Consider the following 19626-nt stretch of genomic DNA (forward strand, 5'->3'; position numbering starts at 1 on the left):
CACGACATCCCTATTATAGCTGACGTGTGCGGTGAAATGGTGACAGGAGTTTGAGCATTATCGCTGATTTCGTGTGTAAATAAATGCCTTTTTCCGTTCTTGCCCAGCATATGATTGGTGAAACATTTTCAGGAGCGCACGTTTTTCCAGCCGGGATACATAAGATCTGGAAATTTCCAATGCATCGGCGACCTCATTTTGGGTCCACTCCTGCCCATCAATCAAGCCAAAGCGCAGTTCGATCACTCTGCGCTCTCGTTCATCCAGGATATCAAGCAGCTTGAGCATGCCGTTGATCTCCATGCGCTTGTTGACCTCGTCCTCTGTGCTGTCGTCATTCGACCAGAGTATATCCGATATCGTAATTTCATTTACACCACGATGTTATCAGTGCTGGAATCGTTGCTGCTGTCACAAAACTGGATAAAGTGCTAGCTCAAACTGGTCACCACGCTGCCACGTCTCTTTATTATAGACAACCTTATGCAAAACAGACCGCAAAAGCGAATTTTGATCTTTGGCGGAACATGTTTTTTTGTACGCATCCAGCACATGTGTGACGCGGGGGATAATGTCATATCTTGCTTGATCAACTGTATGTTCACGTTCAATTTCAGATTGGATGATATGCTTGCGTTCACGCAGAGCGGCGAGCTCTTCCACCAATTTTTTGTTGCGCGTCGAAAATGTCTCGTCATCATAGGTGCCGCGTTCGAGCAGATTATGCAGATTGTCGCGTTGTTTCGCTATCTGTTCAATGGCTTGATCCACTTGCTCAAGCAACTTTGACTTGTCGAAAACTTTTTTTTGCGATGAACTCATGGTGAATGTGATCTCATCCATCGTGAGTTCATAATCGCTCAACCATTCGCGCATGGCTGCGAGGATCCGCTCCTCTACAATGTCCAACCGTGTACTGCGTTGCTGGCAATTCGGGTTTTTGCACATGAGGTGCGGTCTTTGTCTGCCATATGGGCGTTTGATGAGCTTTTCACCGCATTGTGCGCACTCGACCAAGCTGGCAAGCGGATTTGAAATGCCGAGTCGGTATCCAACAGGGTGATGAGCGCGAGCGCTGCGAATGTGTGCGCTCTTTTCAAATGTCTTTATGTCGATGATAGGCTCGTGCTGGCCTTTTGCGCGGATCACTTCATCGTCTGGTCGTTTGACATGCGTTGACCGGCGTTTATCATACTTGATCTTGCGCCAAGTGACGTAGCCGGCATAATGTTCATTTCGAATGATCTGGATTACATTGGCCGCTCTCCACAACTTGCCCTGCGCGGTCGGGATGCCTAACGAGTTGAGGTAGTTCGCGATCTGACCGCCGCCCATGCCGTGATTCACGTAAAGATCAAAGATCATCCGTACAGTGTCTGCATCTTTATTTGGTACCAGTACGAGTTCCCGGTTGATGTCATAGCCAAACGGGGGGCGTGTACCAATGTATTTTCCCTCGTTTATGCTGGCGATCCGACCGCGTTGCATGCGTTTTGTGATCATCTTCAGTTCGCGTCGAGCAAAGAACGCCTTAAACTCCGTCCATTCCTCGTCCATCTCGTCCGTCAGGTCGTATACTTTGTCAGGCGTTAAGATGAGTGTAGACGCTTCGCGAAACGTGCGGAGGATGCGCCCTTGGTCTTCCATGTCACCACGGCCAAGTCGGTCGATGTCGATGGCCAACACGGCATGTGCCTCGCCATGCTCGACGCCAGCGAGGAGATTCTGAATTTCTGGACGTTCGGATATATATTCACCGGAGACAACTTCTTCGAATACACGAGTGACGTTCCAATGGTGCTGATGGGCCAACTGGAACAGTTTGCGCCGATGACGTGCCAACGTCTCGATTTCATCTCGACCTTCTCTTCGCGCGCGTTCCTCTGCTTCACGGTCCTCACGGGACTTACGCAGATATATCCAAACATTATCTAGATATTCGGGGAAACTGTGATGTGCCATATGATCAGTCCGCCTTTATCCGTATATGGGATTATACGTGATAAAGTGGGCCGGTAACCCTTCTTTGGTTTGTTGGCCGAATCGTAAAAAAGCCCCGGAGGGCAATATGTTTAAGCGGTGAGTTGCGGAAGTACTTCTGTACATAGCCAGAGGTTCATCGGCTTCATATTAGCTTAGGAGTTGTTGCAAGCAAGTGTACAAACCGTTGACGCATAGCATCACGTGAGGGGGTGTTGCGGTTGATCCCGAGTATCACGACGCGTAAGCCGGACGCCGAAATGCAGGTTGGCGGTACAAAGATCAAAATATTTGCGCCTGAAGGATTGACGGAAGCTGAACAGCAATATTGTCATCAGGAAATCGTTCGATCCGTTGCTGACTGTCTCAGATCTGCTCGGGATGAATCAGAAAGCGGGGGGGCTTAAGCCTCTCTCCAGTGGACGAGCTGTTACAGGGGCGTGTGCAGAAGGTGATTGGCGATGCCCGAATACGCTACAAATGAAAAAGTCGGGGGCTGGCCGCCCCCTCTTTGCAGAAATGATATCTGTTGGGTTTTTAGTATCCTCCCGCACAGCTGGTAGCTGCGCCACCGCCAAAGGACGGAACGAGCAAGAAGAACAGAACGAAGATGATCAAGAACACAACTGCCCATTGCGTATAGCCGCCAAAAGTCCCCATGAAAACGCCCCCTCTTGTTATGTCATGGATGTAGGATATGGAGGCGTGATCGATATTGAGACGGCGATTGTCTTGCTGTTACGGACATCCTTGGCAGTGGATGATACGATAAATGCATCCACCTAAAGCGCTCCTGCTCCAGTGACTACTGAAATCGCGTGATGTATCTCGTTAAGATCTCTCTCGACTGCGATGTTTTCCCCAACGCGTTGACCCTTGGATTTCTTTGAGCCAAATGCAGAAGGAAATAACATGATTCGGGCAAATGATGTTCAAGGAACGGCAGTGTCGTTCGGCTTAATACTTCATCGTGTTGAAACATGTGGATGACTTCGTCGACCCAATTGTTGAAGGCGATGGTTGTTTCAGCAATTTCGTAGGTGAATCTGTTCTCACCGGGAAACGTCGGCATGAATCGCAGATATTTCTGAATCGCGGAGTTTTTTAACTTGTACTTTTCATACGCGTCGACCAAACGTGTCGTCTTTTGAATCATTACCATTTCAATCGGGTCCAATATGTTCACAAGCAGCAACGCGTGACCGAGCATGTCGTCTAGCCAGAGGTTAAGCAATTTTGGTGTAGACAACATCGTGGGTGTTTGACCCTGTGACCATTTTTGACAAAGACGGATATATTCTTCGTTTTCGTTCAATGTACCAATCAGATACGTCGGTGTCAGGTCGATGACGATCTCGTTTTTGATACGCAGGGCTTGTAAATGTCCTTCAAATTGATAGTAGTTTTCGGCTAATTGCAGTGATTGTGCGGCGAACTGAGCCGAAGCGCCTTCTTCATGTAACCGATGAATCATTTCCTCGAATTCGCGAATAAAATGATTCGCGCGTCGAACGTAATCCTTTTCAGCTGGAGAGAGAAAATCGCGTACAAACACAGCGTGGTCCAACAAAATGTTCAGCCAAAATGCATGTTCCTCTGCAACTGTCAAGGGACTCATTCTGTCTTCACTCCTCTCCAAATTGCCACATCATATGTCATGTCATGCTCTGTGATAAATACAGTGGATATATCCTAGAACGCCGGGGAAAATTAAATTTGATTGATATTTAGGGAGTGATGGTACTTTGCACGTTGATCGACCACGGCTAAAGCTTCGCCATCATCGCAATCCTTCACTATCGACACCGACGAAAGGTTCTGTCCAGTATCGCGGAGATGTAAACGAAACCGTGTCTGCCGTGTCATCACATCTCGGTGAAAGCGACGATTTTGTGGTAAGGAGCTTTCATGTAGCGGGGCGTCATTGTGCTTTTCTGTTTTACGACAGTATCTGCGATAGGGATGTGGTGGATAAATCCATTCGCTCACTACTGCATTATCATTATCCGAAGCGTATGCACATGGCTTTCGAATCATACATCCTAGATCGCGTTTTGACAGGCGTCAATCTGAATTTGGCATCAGATTTGCATGAGATTCTCCGACCACTGACAAACGGCGATCTCGTCATTTTGATTGAGCGTGTATCAAATGTCATTGTGATCCCAGCGCGGAGCGTGGAGCATCGGACGCCTGAGCAGCCGACAGTCGAGGTGACGACGCGCGGATCGCAAATTAGTTTTGTCGAAAACTATCAAACAAACGTTGGGCTGATTCGGGCAAACTTAGCGTGCGCCAATCTAAGCGTCAAAGAGTATAAGCTCGGAGAGAGAAGCAGAAGAACTGTTGCCATGGTGTATCTGAGCGATGTTGCGAATCCCTCATTGGTGCGCCGCCTTCAAGAGAAAATTAGCAGAGTCAACACAGATGTCGTAGTTGGGTCTGCTACTGTTGAACAATCACTGTCAGAGCATCCGTGGAGTCCTTTCCCGATGTCGAGAGTCACTCAGCGAATTGACGCAGTTACACGTGAAGTGGTTCAAGGCAAGGTCGTACTGATTGTGGACGGGGACCCATGTGTACTCCTGTATCCAGTGACTATCCAGGATTTTTTTCAAACCTCAGAGGATTACATGCGTTCCACTTGGGAGGCCACACTCATCCGCGGGCTACGAGTGATTGCACTGCTCTTAAGCCTTTATTTGCCGGCGATGTATGTCGCATTCGTCGATTTCAATCCAGAACTGCTACCAAAGGTGCTTGGTATGCAGATTGCCCAGTCGCGCGAAGGGGTTCCATTTTCCGCGTTCGTCGAAGTGGTACTGATGCAAATTGTGGTCGAAATTCTACGTGAAGCCACTTTAAGAATGCCCAGACAGTTGGGGCAGACCATCAGCATTGTTGGTGGTCTTGTCGTCGGCGAAGCGACGGTACAAGCCGGCTTGGTAAGCAATATTCTGATCATTGTCGTTTCGCTCACAGCCATCAGCTTCTTTGTCATACCAAGCTACGAATTCACCAACTTGCTGCGTATCGGCAGTTGGATCACGCTGTTGGCGTCTGCGGTGTTTGGGTTCTACGGGGTATTGTTAGTTTCACTTTGGTTCCTGTATGAAGTTGTGAGTTTGAGATCATTTGGGACACCTTATCTGGCGCCGATGGACGGGGAATATATACGTGATCTCTTCGTAGATGGGCTGATCCGGTACCCGTTGAAGTTGCTGCAAAAGCGTGCCGAACACAACAAGCCTGTTGATGACAAGGGTGCAGAGTCGTGAGGATTCTCAACATTATACTCTGTCTGTTTCTTTGTCTGCCGCTGACGGGGTGTTGGGACTATGAGCGCATCAACGATAGGGCTCAGGTGACAGGCATCGCCGTCGATCCCGTTCCAGGTAATTCACATCAGGTCATCTTCACACTGCACGTGCCGATTTTTGTCCAAAGTTCCGACTCGAGTGACAAAATGAGTGGGCGTTCCAGACACTATAAGAATTTCAGGGTTTCGTGTTCAACGTTGTCTGCAGCGCTTTCCAAGTTACAAACAAGAAACAGTAAGGAGTTTTATCTCGCTAATTTGCAAGTGGTTATTTTGAATGACCATCTTCGAGATGAACAGATTGAACAGATTGTTGGCTCTGTTATGGGCAATACGTCCTCTGACAAATTGGCGTACCTATTCATGACCTCCGAACATGCTGGGGATTTTCTCAGTGGGCCAAGCATCAATGAACCGGCCGACGACTTGGACAACGTGCTCAGTCGAGTCCGGCAGTCTGGTTATAGCGTGCGGCGCAGGATCTGGGAGTTTTGGAGAGATACGACTCAGCCGGGCATCAATCCGACGACCGCCAAGTTGCGTTCGTCTCCCGACGGATTTGACGTCGGAGGGGCGGTCGTATTCCAGGGATTTCAACCGATTTGCGAATTACCTATGGAAGAGACAATTAACTACAACATCATCATGGGGAAAATGAAAAATATTTCGATGACATTCCCGTATAAAAATTCTGATATTGAAGTGAGTCACCTGAAATCGTACAGCAAGAGATCCGTCCAACAAATTCACGGGCACGTAGAACTTGTCGACAATATTCTTCTCAAAGGTGACCTTGATGTGAGTGCAACGAATGGAGAGATTGAATTATCACCGAACGATATGCGGCTTTATGAGAAGGTCATCGAGATGACGGTGAAACGTCACGTCATACAGTTGATTCGAGCATGCCAGAAAAAGAAGGTGGATCCTTTCGGGTTTGGACTAAAGGAAATGATCGTTCATCCGAACGATAAGCCAATCGTCTCCGATAACTGGCCGACGCTCTTTTCATCTGCGTTGGTTAACGTCCACGTGAAAGTTGAAATCGGACATAAAGGAGCCTTCAACTAATGCAACGCATGACACATCTGCAAATTCTCTCATTGGCATCCGCCAGTTACCTTCCTCTGGCGTACTGGATATTCGCTGGTATAGGTGTCAAATACGCTCACATAGATGCGCTATGGGCGATGCTTGGCGTCATCGCTGTTAGTTATATCATGGCGTGGGGACACCAGTGGATAAATGACCGACTCCCGCATACGGGCGGATTTGACATTGTGGTGCTTGTTTGCGGGAGATGGATGGGGACAATCATTGGCATCGTCTATGTGCCATGCTATCTGCTCTTTGTTGCAATAAGTTCTTATTTTTTCGCTTCAATGATGAAATCATATTTTCCGGAAACCCCACGCTTTATTTTCTTGATATCTTTTTTGTTGCTCTCTTGGCGAGGTGCGTGGGGCGGGATCGAAAATTTAGGACGTGTGGCGAGTATTGTATTCCCAATGACTTTGATCGGCAACGTCGTAAGTTGTATAGCGGTGATTGTACGCGGAGAATACAAATGGATTCCAACTCAAATGGTCAACCTGCACGCTACATGGCTCGGAGTTCTTCATCTGTTTCCACTCTACCTAGGCTTCAATATATTCTTGATGCTCAATCCATACTACCGCGCCAGTAGAATGTCGAACTGGTATTGCTATATCAGCGTTTCGGTCGCTGGAGTAGCGATGTTGGTCTCGTTTTTTGCCGTGGTGAGCAATTTGGGCTGGTTTGCGCCGGAGCACCTTCTTTACCCAATGCAATTTACCTTTAGCCTCCTGCATTTGAAAGGCTTCTTAATCGAGCGTATCGGCATCGTAATTATCATTCTTGCGACTGCATACTCAGTGTTGTTTACAAGCAATCACATGTGGTGTCAGGCTATGTTGATCGCGAGGATCCTCGGACAACCCGAAGAGGACTACCGTCGATTTTCGGTGATTGTGGTAGCGGTTATCACTGGCATGTCGATGTCGGTGCCCAACGGCGCCGTTGCGCTTTGGATATACGACCATGTGCTGGTACCTATCAGTTGGAGTCTTTTGCTAGGTGTTCCCTTATTCCTCGTGATCATGGCGCTCATTCGGCGCGCGCATGTCAAAAGATTTTCCCAATAAACCATGTATGCATACGAGCGATTGCCGCGCCAAACTCACGATAGAGTTCAATTGAAAACGGTGGCGTTGGTTTTCGGCCCTCAGCATCCTCGAATAGCACAATAGTGCACTTTGATTTTTCAATGGTAATTCAAGGAAATGTGGTATCCTGTTTAGGTGTAAGGAAAAAAACACCATATAGGAGGAACCTGGATTGAAACTGAAAGCCGTGATCGCAAGTACCATTGTGACGTTTGGCGCATTCGGCACGATGACCACTTTTGCCGCAACAGATGCCGGATCGACCGTCGATGTGTCGCCAACCACAGAGCGCGCTATGGTTGTTGGACAAATGGACGACATTGAAAAAATGCTCGGCATTGACGAGAAGACACTGCAAAGTGATTTTGCCCAAGGGCAGTCACTCGTGCAAATTGCCGCGGCGAAGGGCATGAGTGAGCAAACACTGATTGCCAATATCGAAGCGAGTCAGAAGGCGCGCCTCGATGCAGCTGTGCAGAACGGCCAATTGACTGCGGCAGAGGCGCAACAGATGCAAACCGATATGGACGAACACGACAAACAGCTTGTCGAACACAAAGGGGGTTTTCATCGGAAGCACCGCCATCATTTCCATGGACTGCAGGACGCAGCAGCCGTGCTCGGCATGGATGAGGCCACACTGAAGTCCCAGTTGAACAGCGGCAAGTCGATTCTCCAACTGGCGCAACAAAAGGGGATGTCCCAACAACAGTTGGTCAGCGCTTTGACCGCACGCTTGAAGACGCGTCTGGACCAAGCGGTAAAGGCAGGCAAATTGTCGTCTGACAAAGAGGCGAAGATACTGAAGCGGTACCAGGCGCACCTGGATAAATTCATCAATCACAAAGGTGGCTTCCACCACGGAAAAAATGCGAAGCATTCACTGAGCACGGCGGCAAACTAATGTTACGCTTGTTTCCATTGTAGTCGCGCAAACCATATGGATCGCCATACCAGCACGCAAGTTTCGTCAGCAATGACGTCGCTTGCGTGTTTTTTGTTGAAAGACATTCACAAAACCGATAACATCTAATGGCAATCGTTATTGAAAGTCACTGGCAATACAGATAACATCAAAATAGTGAATGGTGACCGAAGAAAATACAGATAACATCATATAGTGAATTCATTTCCCTCTTTATCGGTGCCAATTGGGCTATACAGTGAAATATCTTTACGCGTTTTTCGTTGTGCACGCAACTGCATCAGTATTTCATTTTGAATGCACCGTGCGGCATATGTTGCAAATTTGGTTCCTTTTGTTGGTTGGTACGTATCTACGGCTTTAATCAGGCCGACTGTGCCAATAGAGATCAAATCATCTTGGTCAATGCCAGATGCATCAAACTTCTTGGTGTGATATACGCGTGCACAAAATGATGCCGCGGTAAGCACCTTGAGCGGATGGCGCACGCACAGGTATCGATTTTATTTACAGGATAGACCGCCATGCGTGATGCGTCCCGCACCAACAGCATCATGGAAATACCAGTTAATCGGAGCATCGCGGATGGCGCACGCACAGGTATCGATTTTATTTACAGGATAGGAGAATTGGTTTGCAGGAGTGGATTAGTCACTTCGGATACTTTGGCGTCTTTTTGATCGTGTTCTCAGAGGCCATTGGCATCCCTTTCCCAGCTGAAACGACACTTACCCTTTCGGGGATCGAGTGGACGAAGGGCGTCTTTCATCTTTTCCCCCTTTGGCTTGCAGCATGCCTTGGGAATATTATTGGTTCAACCATCGCTTACGGTATCGGCATGTATTTGGGGCGGCCCATCATCCTCTATGTGGGCAAATATTTTGGCATCACAGAAGCGAGATTCAACAAGGCAAATGATCAATTTGAGAAATATGAACTGTGGATTGTGATTTTTGCCAAATTTATTGCGGGCATTCGCATTTTGGTGCCTTATCTGGCTGGCATCAATCGCATGCCGTTTTGGCTTTTTGCCCCCTTTAATGCGCTTTCCGCCATTGTGTGGTCTGGCTTGTTTATCATCGCCGGACATTATATTGGCGTTGTATTACACAGATATCAAGGATTGATCCATCAATATCTCATTCCCTGCATCATCCTTCTGGTCGTGCTTATCGCGATATACGTCTTTTTCAAGGTTCGCTCGCATCGCCGTGAGCGGCGTCTGGAGGCGGAAGCGCAGGCAAAGCTTGCTGAACAGCAAGCTGATGACGAAGCTGACGAGATGGACAAGTGATGCTAAGGTGCTCGGCATCGCGGATGGCGCACACTCGGGTATCGACTTTATTTTCTGGATAGGACAACGCCCCCCTCGCATATGTCTGTGTGGGGGGCGATTTGTCGTGGAGCGACGGCTCGTTATCAATGTGGCACCGATGGATCTAGATGATGAAATGCAGACCGAACGTGCCCGGTTGGGGGTTGAAGAGGCGATCACATGTTTACTCGAATGGCACGTTGAACAGATGGCGCACGCAAAAGTATCGACTGATTTGCTGGATAGGTGAATGGGAGTGATGCGCGTGAGGCCAGCCATTTATATTCGAGTGTCGACAGGCAATCAAGCCGTGGAAGGTCACAGCCTTGATGTCCAACTGGATGACTGTTATGCACAAGTTGAAAAGCTTGGCTTTGACAGAACTGAAGTTGTCATCTTTCGTGAAGCTGGCGCCTCTGGCGAAGATATGGATCGCCCGGAGTTAATGCGGCTCATCGAGTGCGCCAAACAGCATGAATTAAGTCATGTGATTGTCAAACATCCGGATAGACTGTCGCGCAACATGGCAGACAAAGCCATCATTGTCCGTGAACTGCAAAAGCTTGGCGTCGAACTGGTCTTCGTCGATGTGCCGGATTGGGATAAGTCAGATGAGGCAAATTTGTTGTTCAACATCATCAGCAGCATCGCCGAGTACGAGTTGCGCCAGATCCGCCGACGTACTTTGTCTGGTAAATTGCGCGCCGCCAAAGAAGGACAACTGATGCCAATGGGCATCGACCCATATGGGTATCGGTATGACTCGGGGAATTTGGTTGTGATCGAGGAAGAAGCTCAATTCGTGCGCAGTATTTTTCGGTGGTATGCGCACGAGGGGTTGAGTCTGCGGGAGATTGCCGCTCGCTTGGATGAACTTGGGGTGCCGACCAAGACCGGGCGCAGTCTGCATTGGAGTCATGCCACCATCGGTCGCATTCTTGCGAATGAATTATACACTGGCTGCTATTTTTACAATCGTCGGATGACCCAAAAGGTGAAGCGTGCTACATCGACTCTCACACCGTCGCGCATTCGCCGTGTGAAAGGATTTCGCCCTCGCTCGGAATGGATATCTGTATCTGTACCTCCCATCATCGATACATCCACCTTTCAACTCGCCGCACACAGACGGCAAACAAAACGCCACCAGGGAACACGTCAAACGCATCAGCATTTGTTACAAGGATTACCTGTCTGCGCGCTTTGCGGCAGCCGTTGGCATGCTGCAGCGTATCGGGACAGGGGCGGGCGCGCTTACCGGTTTTATCGCCGTCCGGCAAACCGCAGCGGCTGCGAACAGGTTTGTGCGCATCAGTGCAAAAGTATCAGGGCAGAACGCGTGGAGCAGCAGATTTGGCAGTTGATCGCAACGCGCGTCTTGACATCCAGGGAGCTGGTGGCAGAGTGGCAGGCGCATACGCAGGCCAAAGAAGCGCGGTTGAAGGAAAGCGAGGAGCAGATGGGGCGTCAACTGGCGCAATTGCTGCAAATGGAAAAGCGGCTGTTGAACTTGCATATGACTGGCGGGATCGAAAGAACGGCCTATGAGATACAGGTTGCACGTGTGCGCGAACAGCGGGCGGGGTTAGAGAAGCAGCAAGATGAGTTCGCGTTGCGGCGGGCGGCGTTGAAACGACTGATGCAAACGCACATCGATGCGTTGGTTCAGATGTTGCAATCGTCTTGTAAAAATCTGGAACTTATTTCTTTTGCCATTCGGCAACGCATGGTTTCCTTGTTGGTAGAACAAGTCGCGGTGGACGCCCATGACAAAACAGCTGTCGAGTTGACACTGACTGGCCCTATAAGCTATCTCGGGTGTCCGTCTAAAGTGCTTTGAGTTGTGACCATGTCGCCAACATGTTGGCGACATGGGCCACTAAGCGCAAATTGTGTTCGACAAGCAAATCGTGCGCTTGCCTGTCTTGCGCCTCGCGCCAGCGTTCAAAACAGCGCCTTTCTTCTTCCTTGTCAAGTGGTTGCGGAAACGATTGATTGACGAAGCCGGTGACCAAAACGATGTCCCGGATCATGGAAACGGCAAGAGCAAGTGACAACAATCCGCGTTCACCTCCGACAAACATCACAGCACACGGTGGGTTAGCCTATGTCAACTGCGGATATTTGGTGCAATGTTTCTGTAAAGCCCTTCTGCGATCACGAGGTGTCCTCTGTCATTGGGGTGGATAGGGATGGGATATTGACGCGCATCGCGCAGTGTGCCAGTGCGGTAACCGGCGATAAGCGCTGATTCTCGTCCAGCAAACCAACTGCTCGTGTCGACACAGTGGCAACCCGCTCGGTTTGCCACATTCAGCGTCGTGGTATTCAATGTTTGAATGCCTGCGACAGCCAGCGGGCTGTTTGGAAATGGGTTGTACTGTGTACAGACATATACATTTGCCTTACTGACTGTGCGAATGACAGTAAGTATGCCGCCGAGTTGAAATGCATAATTTTTAATTGCGCCAGCCATTTGCTTTTGCGGGTTTGGCGCACCCTGTGCCAGGCGCAGTGCAGTGTCTGCGAGGTCGTCGCCGCCAATCCAGACAATCACCGCGTTTGCGCTGCGGAGAATCTCTATGTTGCTCGCGGTCACCGCCGCTCGTAATGCGCCACTCGTCCAACCGGGTTGAGCCAAAATGTCGCCATATGTTGGCGCGCGGTGTTCCCCGCGGCGCAACAGGGCGGTCAAGACATTGGGGTAGGAGCGGCATGGGCGACTGGCCCCGTCGCCGTATGTGATGGAATCGCCTAACGCGACAAAGCGCATGATCCTCACCTCCGATACAATCCACATGGGCAGATCATGTGGTTGCATAAAGTAGCACAGACATGTGTGCTCATCGCTGTATTCAATGCGATCACGCTGCGCTTTGGAAGGTTGCATGCCTACGCTCGGGCAAACAGCGTCGCTTTATTTCGGGATGGGGGGAAGGCGCATGACTGTACGTGCAAATCAGGTGTACCTATATGGAGCGACTGCGACCGATTACTTAAAATGTCTCGCTGCGGCAGATGTGACGGGCGTCCCGACGGATCAATGTTTGGGAGATTATCAGACAGCGTGGGAGAAAGTGAGTTCCAGCGATACCCTGGTCCTGGCCGTGGGCGGCGCAGCGCTTTACGCACTGTATTACAATCCGTGCAACTGGTCGAATCCCGCCGGGGAGGCGGGGGGACATACGCCGTTTGAAATGCGGAAAGTCGGCCAAGGGATTAAGACGCTGCAGGCCAATACATTCGTCAATGCGGCGGGGTATACCTCGCTGGACAGTCTCACGCTGGCTGTGATGCTGTCCTATTACGCGGTGCATGGCGTTTTCCCAAATGGGTATGGGCGTTTGCCGCGACAAGAGGTGCCACAGCAGGTATGTGCGCGCAACGCCAGTCCGAGCGTGCCGACCGTCGCACTCAATGGCGATCCTAAACCCACCGCGCTTCCGACGGTCAATCAACCTTCGGTGGGGATTTACGCCTCCATCATGAATCAGAATGATGTGAAAAAAGCGATCCAGTTGGGGTGGGAAGGGATTGGCGTGACAGCGGCGCTGGGGACGACACAGGCGCCTTTTACACAGGTGTTACCCGGACAGCCTGACCTACAAATCGCCCAAGTCATGGCCCAGAACACGACGCGGCCGTGGTGGTTGTCATTTTGGACGGTCAGCTGGCCGAGCAGTGGGACGACATTCCTGCAGGCTGGACGCGACGCTGGGGAATATGCAGCGCAACAAATCGAAGCCTATCCAGCCGACGTCCGTCCGAACTACGTGATTCTCGACCCGGAAGGATACAATTCGCCAGCGCAGACCATTCAGCAGTTTCACGATTTTATCAATGGCTTTGCCGCTGGGGTCACCTCTGTGAATGCAGCGTTAAAACCGGGATTTTACTGCAACCAATCACAATATCAAACCTTTCAGTTGGCGCAGGCGCCTTTGCCAGCCTTTATCGCCATTGCGCCGGTTGCCGACAATCAACCGATGGTGAAAGGAAGCAATATTCGCGGGTATATCGCATATTACGCGGACAGCCCAGCAAAGAGCGACGTCACGCGCGTCAAGAGCTGGGGTGCGCTGTACAACACGTTGCAGTTCCGCGACAGCGGGATCGACTGTGGGCCAACTTGACCTAAAGGCAACAGACCGCTATATCTTACAAGGTACAAATTGCTTTGCATTTGGGGTCTGGGTGTGCCTTCGTGCATTTCCAGGCTCCAAATTTCCGATCATGGCCGGTCTATACATATGTTGATTCAGAGAACCGATTTATCACTTGTCTTGTCGGCGCAATGGTTGATATAGTTGATGGGATTACATTCTGCAAATGATAGCTTCTGATTTGCGCCAAAAAGGGGATAATATAGGAACCCGCCGCTGCCCACTGCGGATTTGTTAGATTGTACTGCTGTTTAAAGGGGGACAACCATTGACCATCGCGGAGGAGCAAGCTCGAATGATAAAATCGCGTCACGAATCGGATGCCGTGAGGACTGTAGATGCCGCTAAAATTGAAGAAGCCGTGCGCATGATTTTAAGCGCCGTTGGGGAAGACCCGAATCGCGAGGGATTGCTGGATACGCCCAGTCGAGTGGCGCGTATGTACGAGGAAATTTTTGCAGGGTTACATCGTGATCCACGCGCTGAATTGAGCGCCCGTTTTCACGTTGAGCATAATGAAGTGGTTTTTGTCAGGGATATTCCGTTCTATTCCATGTGTGAACATCACTTGTTACCGTTTTTCGGCGTGGCGCATGTGGCCTATTTGCCGCAGGACAATGTGGTGACAGGTCTGTCGAAGTTGGCGCGGTTGGTCGATACCGTCGCAAAGCGGCCCCAGGTGCAAGAGCGCATGACGAATGAAATCGCTGATGTATTGTACGAGGAGCTGAATCCCAGAGGCGTCATGGTCGTCATTGATGGTGAGCACTTGTGCATGAGCATGCGCGGCATTCAAAAGCCGGGCAGCCGTACGATGACACTGGCCGCACGCGGACGCTATGAGGAAGACGTGCGTTTGCGAGAAGAAATTTTGCGGATGCTGCGATAGGTGTTTCCTTTATATACCATGAGGGCAACCTGTATCGTCGTATAAAAAAACATCCCATCTACGGGATGTTTTTTTATGGAGCGTCCAATGGACTGGCACGTCAATCGCGACACGCCGTTTGCGCAGATGTGGGCATCAACAACAGTAATGCCGACGGCGCGCGTTTTTTTGCCGTTCGTCCCTATCAGGGAAATCATCCGGATCATCTTCGTCCGGGTCCAGCATCGGCCGCCCTCGATCATCGTTTTTATCTCCAGAATGTTCTTTGCCATCTGGCGATCCGGCGATGTGCGGCTGGTTTTCAAACGTGCCAAATACGATCGCCTGTGTGTCTTTGACCATCTGACGACCTTTACAAAAAACGTGCTGAATTTTGTAATCACTGTCACACAGCAGTAGATCTGCGTCGTACCCTGGTTTGATCATCCCTTTGTAGCGCAGCTTTAAGACGCGGGCAACGTGACGTGTCACGATGCTGATGGCCGTCTCCACTGGCACACCTTCGCGCAGAATCGCGTCGACTGTTTCTTCCCAAAGTGTGGCAATGTTGCCGATGCCCATAGCGACCAACTTGCCTTGATCATCAAAAATCGGCGATGATCCGTTGCTGTCCGAACTCATAGTGATGTAGCCCGGTTTGACGCCGGCATCGAGCAACTTGCGGATGGCTTTGGCTGGTTTCACAGATACGTGATCATGCGCATCTGGCCGAATGCCAGAGGTGACATCGACAAAACCGCCGATTTTCCCCCATTCAATAGCCGCCTCCAGCAGATCTGGATTGCGATTGAGGTGTGTAGGGACGAAGACAGACATCGGCAACTCGGTTCTCTGAATCACCTCATGCAGGATGTCTAAGCGTGAATCATCGTCTCCCACATGAAAATGGACGACGCCTGCCTTACCTGACAACAGACCACCCACGCGAGCTTCGGAAGCCAATTCAGCAATTTCTTGGCTACTTGGATGGCTGGAGCGCGAGTCTGCGATTGCAATTTCCCCCACACCAAGCACTTTATCGATTAGGACAATGTCGGAGCGCGGCATGCCCGTGATGGTGCGCGTCGGTACCTGATATGCGCCGCAATAGATCCAGGTGCTGATGCCTTCAAAGTCTAGGCCGTTCGCTTTGGCGAGCAGTTCACGCGTATTGCGTGTGACACCGTCTGTCCCAAGCACGCCAATGGCGGTTGTGACGCCAGAAGTCGTCAAATGGCTCAGGCTGATTTCCGGTGTGCGGTAGTGGAACCCGCCCTCACCGCCACCGCCAGCCATATGTACGTGTTGGTCGATTAAGCCCGGAAACAGGTATAGACCGTCTGCGTCGATCACGCTGACTTCAGGCAGCGTTCCGTGAATGGACAAATTGTCGCCAATGGCGAGAATTTGCCGCCCGCCGATGAGCACATCCTTGATTCCGGCATCTTTCGGTTGGAAGACATGCGCCCGTTTGATAATGGTTAAAACACTCATACTGCATCCTCCTGAGAATTCCGGCTCAGAAGGAAGTTTGCCCGATGTGCGCTGAAATCATGATGGGATTAGCGCGAGGCGCTTGGGGTGCTTTTCGTCTGTGTGCTATCTTTTTCAGGTGTGAACGTCTGCCATCTCGTCGTGTTTTTGACTTGAAAGACCAACTGATTTTGATGCGGGTACGCTGTGCTTGTCCAAGTTCCCAGTGAAATTTGCTGTGTACGGCCGGTTGAGACATCGTACACTGTCTGTTTTTCCGAATACGTGCTTGGATCATCCGGATTGACTGAACGAATGCCCCAATAGATGACATCCTCTCCTACCGCCAACCAACTGAACTGATCTCCGTCATTGGGTAACTGGGTTAACATCTGAATCGATTTTGTCGCCTCGTTGAATAGATATACGACCTTACTTTGCGCCCCGTCAGCATCTTGTAGATTTAGTACAATCACAGCGCCTGCATTGGTGCGCTCTAAGCTGAACAAATAAATATGGGTAACAGAAGCCACATTGGACGGCGGTGATGGATTGGTCTGGTTTTGTTGTGTGCCTGTCGTCCCGTTGCTCGCTGTATTGGTGACTTGGTCAGCGCTCGGATTGTCAGATGAGGATGCGATTTGATTTGCCTGTTCGTCGCTGTTGACGGTTTCGGCTGTGTTTGTTTCCTGCTCTGTGGCTTGCGTTTGCGCCCAGTTTGCATCTAACTGTTGGCTGGCGGTGCTCGTCGGAATTTCGCCGAGTGTCACAGCCCCTGCTTCCAGGCTAACCGTACCTTGGCTTGGATAAGGTGTGTAGTACAACGGTGTTGGTGTGCTCGCTTGAGCGAGTTGGCCGTTTGCTTCCAACTGTGTTGGCTGCACAACTGCCCAAATGACGCCGTTCGTCAAGGGAAGTTCAAGCAACGTATGTTTATCAATATCGCTAGGTATAGTTAAACTACCGCCATTGGCGCTTGACATAGGGGTAGAAATATTCGCTGTCTGCGGTGATGTGCCAAATTGAATTACACTGGATTCGGCAGTGGTGTTGGTGATTTGTCCCTGCTTGGTCGGTGCAAGTGTGCCGCCCAGAACATTTGTTTGTGTCTTTTTGGCAGATTGCGTACCGTCATGTGTCGCTTGTTTTTGATTTGCTGGACTGTCGTTGGTCTTTGAATTTGCTGTCTCGTGTACAGTAGCGCTGTTTTTGACGCCAGACTTTGTTGTGACGGTCTGCGTTTTTTTGGTCGTTGAATTGGTTGGTTTACTTTGTTTGACAGATGTATGTGTGCTCGAAGCCTGTTTGTGTTTGGTGGCTGGTCGGCGCGTCGTTGGCGTCTGTTTCTGCACGACAAGTGCTTTCTTTGGGCTGGCCTCAGCAAGCTGTCGGTCTAACTGCCGCTCGTGGTACCAATAAGAGGCTGTCAGGATACAGATGGAAGACGAAACGACGGTCGCCGGAATGACAATCTTTTGAAGCACCCATTGCGCGCGCGCTGGCAGCTGCTTTGTCACATTCGCACCTCCTGTCGCTTTGATAAAAAGGGAGAATTGTAAGCCTAAACAAGATCAATTGTACAGGAATCAGAGGAGCTTGTCTTAACCACAGCAAGAAAAGGGATATTCTTCATAACATTGGTCTGCGACAAAAGATCGCTTCATCTATGCAGGATTCCTGCTTATACCGCTAAAGAGCAATGCGGCTTAGCGTGGCATGCCAGTCGTGATCATGAAACAAAGGCGCCACCGCAAAAAGCGATGACGCCTTTGTTTGCAGAGATACAACTGCCGATTACAGCGCAGCTTCGTAACGTTTGTTGACTTCTTCCCAATTGACGACGTTCCAGAATGCGCCAATGTAGTCTGGGCGCTTGTTTTGATATTTTAAATAGTAGGCATGTTCCCAAACATCCAAACCGAGAACAGGTGTTTTCCCTTCCATCAGCGGATTGTCTTGGTTCGGGGTGCTGGTGATGGCCACTTTGCCGCCATCGACAACCAGCCATGCCCAACCGCTGCCAAAACGAGTCGTTGCTGCAGCAGCAAACGCCTCTTTGAATTTGTCGAAGCTTCCAAAGGTGCTGTTAATTGCTTCGGCAAGTTTACCAGTCGGTTGGCCGCCGCCTGTTGGGCTCAAGATTTGCCAAAACAGCGAGTGGTTTGCGTGACCGCCGCCGTTGTTGCGAACTGCGGTGCGGATGTTTTCAGGCACCGAATTCAAGTCGGAAATCAATGCTTCAATCGACTTTGCTTCAAGCGCTGCATCGCCTTTGATAGCGTTATTCAGGTTGTTGACATATGTCGCGTGGTGACGGTCATGGTGAATTTCCATTGTCAACGCGTCAATATGGGGTTCAAGTGCATCAAAAGAGTACGGTAGTGCTGGCAATTCATGTGCCATATGACAAACCTCCCTATGTATTTTGGATGTGTTCGCTTATTATTGTAACGCACATTTAGCGAGAATACCAAACGAATCTACGGGGTGATTACCCTAAATGTTTACGATTGTTCTGGTTGAATGGTATACATGTAAAGAAGATTCCTAGTCTGGAAAGAGGGGCATTTCGTGACCATATTAGCAGGAAAAACGATTCTCATCATGGGCGTGGCCAACAAACGCAGCATTGGATGGGGCGTCGCCATGCGCGCAGCCCAATTCGGCGCCAAGCTGGCATTCACGTACAATAGTGATCGCGCTGGGGAACAGATTCACAAGTTGCTGGCGGAAGAAGATATCACGGCGACGGTGGTGCATTGTAACGTCACGGATGACAACTCCATTGATGCTGCCTTTGCGCAACTTGGCAGTGAACTCGGCAACATTGACGGCGTGGTGCACTCCATCGCGCATGCGAATGTCGAAGACTTGCAAGGCGAGTATGTGGCCACTTCTCGCGAAGGCTACTTGTTGGCGCAAAATATCAGCGCCTACTCGCTGGTGGCATCCGCGCGCGCGGCGCGTACATTGATGCAGCATGGTGGCAGTATTGTCACCATGAGCTATCTTGGCGGGGAACGCGCGGTCGACAACTACAACGTCATGGGTGTGGCGAAAGCGGCATTGGAGTCGAGTGTTCGTTATCTTGCGAAAGATTTAGGCAAAGAGCAAATCCGTGTCAACGCCATTTCAGCTGGACCAATTCGCACATTGGCAGCGAAGGGTGTGCGCGGCTTTAATGACGTCTTGCATGCGATGGAGGAAAAGGCGCCGCTCAAGCGCAATGTCGATGCAAAGGAAGTTGGCGATGTGACCGCTTTCCTCTTGAGTGACTTGAGCAGTGGCATGACTGGCGAAGTTTTGCACGTCGATGGGGGATACCATATCATCGGTTTGTAATGCGCAAAATGGTCGGCGGGTACACCGTGGTCCAATTTGCGCGCGTCATGGAGAC

At 50.2% G+C, this 19626-nt stretch carries 20 protein-coding genes and 1 pseudogene; 11 read left to right on the top strand and 10 right to left on the bottom strand.

The genetic code is table 11. The features are described from left to right. Nucleotides 1-57 precede the first annotated feature (57 nt). On the bottom strand, nucleotides 58-366 hold the full coding sequence (locus ACFSB2_RS01450; RefSeq protein ID WP_377940859.1) for a sigma-70 family RNA polymerase sigma factor: 309 nt from the start codon (nucleotides 364-366) through the stop codon (nucleotides 58-60). Nucleotides 367-411: 45 nt separating this feature from the next. Continuing rightward, complete coding sequence (locus ACFSB2_RS01455) at nucleotides 412-1962, bottom strand: recombinase family protein (protein ID WP_377940772.1); 1551 nt, start codon at nucleotides 1960-1962, stop codon at nucleotides 412-414. A 239-nt stretch (nucleotides 1963-2201) separates the two neighbouring features. Between ACFSB2_RS01455 and ACFSB2_RS01460 the strand changes: the two genes are divergently transcribed. Then, the gene (locus ACFSB2_RS01460; RefSeq protein WP_377940773.1) at nucleotides 2202-2387 is read left to right on the top strand and encodes a hypothetical protein; all 186 of its coding nucleotides are present in this window, start codon (nucleotides 2202-2204) and stop codon (nucleotides 2385-2387) included. Between the two features lie 130 nt (nucleotides 2388-2517). Here ACFSB2_RS01460 and ACFSB2_RS01465 read toward each other — a convergent pair whose 3' ends face one another. Both ACFSB2_RS01465 and ACFSB2_RS01470 read right to left on the bottom strand, forming a co-directional pair. Continuing rightward, entirely contained in the window at nucleotides 2518-2640 is a 123-nt protein-coding gene (locus ACFSB2_RS01465; RefSeq protein ID WP_377940774.1) for a hypothetical protein, read from the bottom strand. A gap of 145 nt (nucleotides 2641-2785) precedes the next feature. Then, entirely contained in the window at nucleotides 2786-3598 is an 813-nt protein-coding gene (locus tag ACFSB2_RS01470) for a DUF2935 domain-containing protein (protein WP_377940775.1), read from the bottom strand. A gap of 127 nt (nucleotides 3599-3725) precedes the next feature. Here ACFSB2_RS01470 and ACFSB2_RS01475 point away from each other — a divergent pair, with 127 nt between their 5' ends. The 4 genes from ACFSB2_RS01475 to ACFSB2_RS01490 all read left to right on the top strand — a co-directional run bounded on the left by ACFSB2_RS01475 (nucleotide 3726) and on the right by ACFSB2_RS01490 (nucleotide 8389). Then, nucleotides 3726-5258, top strand: a complete 1533-nt coding sequence (locus tag ACFSB2_RS01475; RefSeq protein ID WP_377940776.1) for a spore germination protein — start codon at nucleotides 3726-3728, stop codon at nucleotides 5256-5258. Then, nucleotides 5255-6370 (top strand): Ger(x)C family spore germination protein, encoded by a 1116-nt coding sequence (locus ACFSB2_RS01480; RefSeq protein WP_377940777.1) that lies wholly within the window; start codon nucleotides 5255-5257, stop codon nucleotides 6368-6370. The genes ACFSB2_RS01475 and ACFSB2_RS01480 overlap by 4 nt, the downstream gene beginning before the upstream one ends. Continuing rightward, entirely contained in the window at nucleotides 6370-7464 is a 1095-nt protein-coding gene (locus ACFSB2_RS01485; protein ID WP_377940779.1) for a GerAB/ArcD/ProY family transporter, read from the top strand. The genes ACFSB2_RS01480 and ACFSB2_RS01485 overlap by 1 nt, the downstream gene beginning before the upstream one ends. Nucleotides 7465-7657: 193 nt before the next feature. Next, nucleotides 7658-8389: a hypothetical protein gene (locus ACFSB2_RS01490; RefSeq protein ID WP_377940780.1), complete on the top strand. Its 732-nt coding sequence runs from the start codon at nucleotides 7658-7660 to the stop codon at nucleotides 8387-8389. Nucleotides 8390-8601: 212 nt separating this feature from the next. Here the strand turns inward: ACFSB2_RS01490 and ACFSB2_RS01495 are convergent. Next, nucleotides 8602-8898: pseudogene (locus ACFSB2_RS01495) on the bottom strand (sigma-70 family RNA polymerase sigma factor); the annotation flags it as partial. A 146-nt stretch (nucleotides 8899-9044) separates the two neighbouring features. On the opposite strand from ACFSB2_RS01495, the gene ACFSB2_RS01500 reads away from it, so the two are divergent. From ACFSB2_RS01500 to ACFSB2_RS01510, 3 genes are all read left to right on the top strand, one after another. Further along, complete coding sequence (locus ACFSB2_RS01500; protein ID WP_377940781.1) at nucleotides 9045-9704, top strand: DedA family protein; 660 nt, start codon at nucleotides 9045-9047, stop codon at nucleotides 9702-9704. Nucleotides 9705-9810: 106 nt separating this feature from the next. Then, nucleotides 9811-9975 (top strand): hypothetical protein, encoded by a 165-nt coding sequence (locus ACFSB2_RS01505; RefSeq protein WP_377940782.1) that lies wholly within the window; start codon nucleotides 9811-9813, stop codon nucleotides 9973-9975. Between the two features lie 15 nt (nucleotides 9976-9990). Then, nucleotides 9991-11565, top strand: a complete 1575-nt coding sequence (locus ACFSB2_RS01510; RefSeq protein ID WP_377940783.1) for a recombinase family protein — start codon at nucleotides 9991-9993, stop codon at nucleotides 11563-11565. Here the strand turns inward: ACFSB2_RS01510 and ACFSB2_RS01515 are convergent. Continuing rightward, nucleotides 11552-11785, bottom strand: a complete 234-nt coding sequence (locus ACFSB2_RS01515) for an RNA polymerase subunit sigma (RefSeq protein WP_377940785.1) — start codon at nucleotides 11783-11785, stop codon at nucleotides 11552-11554. The genes ACFSB2_RS01510 and ACFSB2_RS01515 overlap by 14 nt on opposite strands. A gap of 50 nt (nucleotides 11786-11835) precedes the next feature. Next, nucleotides 11836-12498, bottom strand: a complete 663-nt coding sequence (locus tag ACFSB2_RS01520) for an SGNH/GDSL hydrolase family protein (protein WP_377940787.1) — start codon at nucleotides 12496-12498, stop codon at nucleotides 11836-11838. Between the two features lie 169 nt (nucleotides 12499-12667). Between ACFSB2_RS01520 and ACFSB2_RS01525 the strand changes: the two genes are divergently transcribed. Continuing rightward, nucleotides 12668-13858 carry a hypothetical protein gene (locus tag ACFSB2_RS01525; RefSeq protein WP_377940788.1) on the top strand — a complete coding sequence of 397 codons (1191 nt, stop codon included), beginning with the start codon at nucleotides 12668-12670 and terminating at the stop codon, nucleotides 13856-13858. Nucleotides 13859-14183: 325 nt separating this feature from the next. Next, on the top strand, nucleotides 14184-14777 hold the full coding sequence (folE, locus tag ACFSB2_RS01530) for a GTP cyclohydrolase I FolE (RefSeq protein WP_377940789.1): 594 nt from the start codon (nucleotides 14184-14186) through the stop codon (nucleotides 14775-14777). Nucleotides 14778-14912: 135 nt separating this feature from the next. Here the strand turns inward: folE and iadA are convergent, their stop codons facing one another. The 3 genes from iadA to ACFSB2_RS01545 all read right to left on the bottom strand — a co-directional run bounded on the left by iadA (nucleotide 14913) and on the right by ACFSB2_RS01545 (nucleotide 18632). Next, complete coding sequence (gene iadA / locus ACFSB2_RS01535; RefSeq protein WP_377940790.1) at nucleotides 14913-16250, bottom strand: beta-aspartyl-peptidase; 1338 nt, start codon at nucleotides 16248-16250, stop codon at nucleotides 14913-14915. Between the two features lie 68 nt (nucleotides 16251-16318). Next, nucleotides 16319-17746, bottom strand: a complete 1428-nt coding sequence (locus ACFSB2_RS01540) for a hypothetical protein (RefSeq protein ID WP_377940791.1) — start codon at nucleotides 17744-17746, stop codon at nucleotides 16319-16321. Nucleotides 17747-18023: 277 nt separating this feature from the next. Continuing rightward, nucleotides 18024-18632 carry a superoxide dismutase gene (locus ACFSB2_RS01545; RefSeq protein WP_377940792.1) on the bottom strand — a complete coding sequence of 203 codons (609 nt, stop codon included), beginning with the start codon at nucleotides 18630-18632 and terminating at the stop codon, nucleotides 18024-18026. A gap of 168 nt (nucleotides 18633-18800) precedes the next feature. On the opposite strand from ACFSB2_RS01545, the gene fabI reads away from it, so the two are divergent. Further along, nucleotides 18801-19571: an enoyl-ACP reductase FabI gene (gene fabI / locus ACFSB2_RS01550; RefSeq protein ID WP_377940793.1), complete on the top strand. Its 771-nt coding sequence runs from the start codon at nucleotides 18801-18803 to the stop codon at nucleotides 19569-19571. Nucleotides 19572-19626: the final 55 nt, after the last annotated feature.

It is taken from the genome of Alicyclobacillus fodiniaquatilis (assembly GCF_042678105.1).
Classification (GTDB): domain Bacteria; phylum Bacillota; class Bacilli; order Alicyclobacillales; family Alicyclobacillaceae; genus Alicyclobacillus; species Alicyclobacillus fodiniaquatilis.

Excerpts from the sequence above, each read along its gene's own strand:
- ACFSB2_RS01455 (WP_377940772.1), bottom strand. The coding sequence starts at position 1,962 with ATGGCACATCACAGTTTCCCCGAATATCTAGATAATGTTTGGATATAT.
- ACFSB2_RS01465 (WP_377940774.1), bottom strand. The coding sequence starts at position 2,640 with ATGGGGACTTTTGGCGGCTATACGCAATGGGCAGTTGTGTTCTTGATC.
- ACFSB2_RS01470 (WP_377940775.1), bottom strand. The coding sequence starts at position 3,598 with ATGAGTCCCTTGACAGTTGCAGAGGAACATGCATTTTGGCTGAACATT.
- ACFSB2_RS01485 (WP_377940779.1), top strand. The coding sequence starts at position 6,370 with ATGCAACGCATGACACATCTGCAAATTCTCTCATTGGCATCCGCCAGT.
- ACFSB2_RS01520 (WP_377940787.1), bottom strand. The coding sequence starts at position 12,498 with ATGCGCTTTGTCGCGTTAGGCGATTCCATCACATACGGCGACGGGGCC.
- ACFSB2_RS01525 (WP_377940788.1), top strand. The coding sequence starts at position 12,668 with ATGACTGTACGTGCAAATCAGGTGTACCTATATGGAGCGACTGCGACC.
- folE (WP_377940789.1), top strand. The coding sequence starts at position 14,184 with ATGATAAAATCGCGTCACGAATCGGATGCCGTGAGGACTGTAGATGCC.
- iadA (WP_377940790.1), bottom strand. The coding sequence starts at position 16,250 with ATGAGTGTTTTAACCATTATCAAACGGGCGCATGTCTTCCAACCGAAA.
- ACFSB2_RS01545 (WP_377940792.1), bottom strand. The coding sequence starts at position 18,632 with ATGGCACATGAATTGCCAGCACTACCGTACTCTTTTGATGCACTTGAA.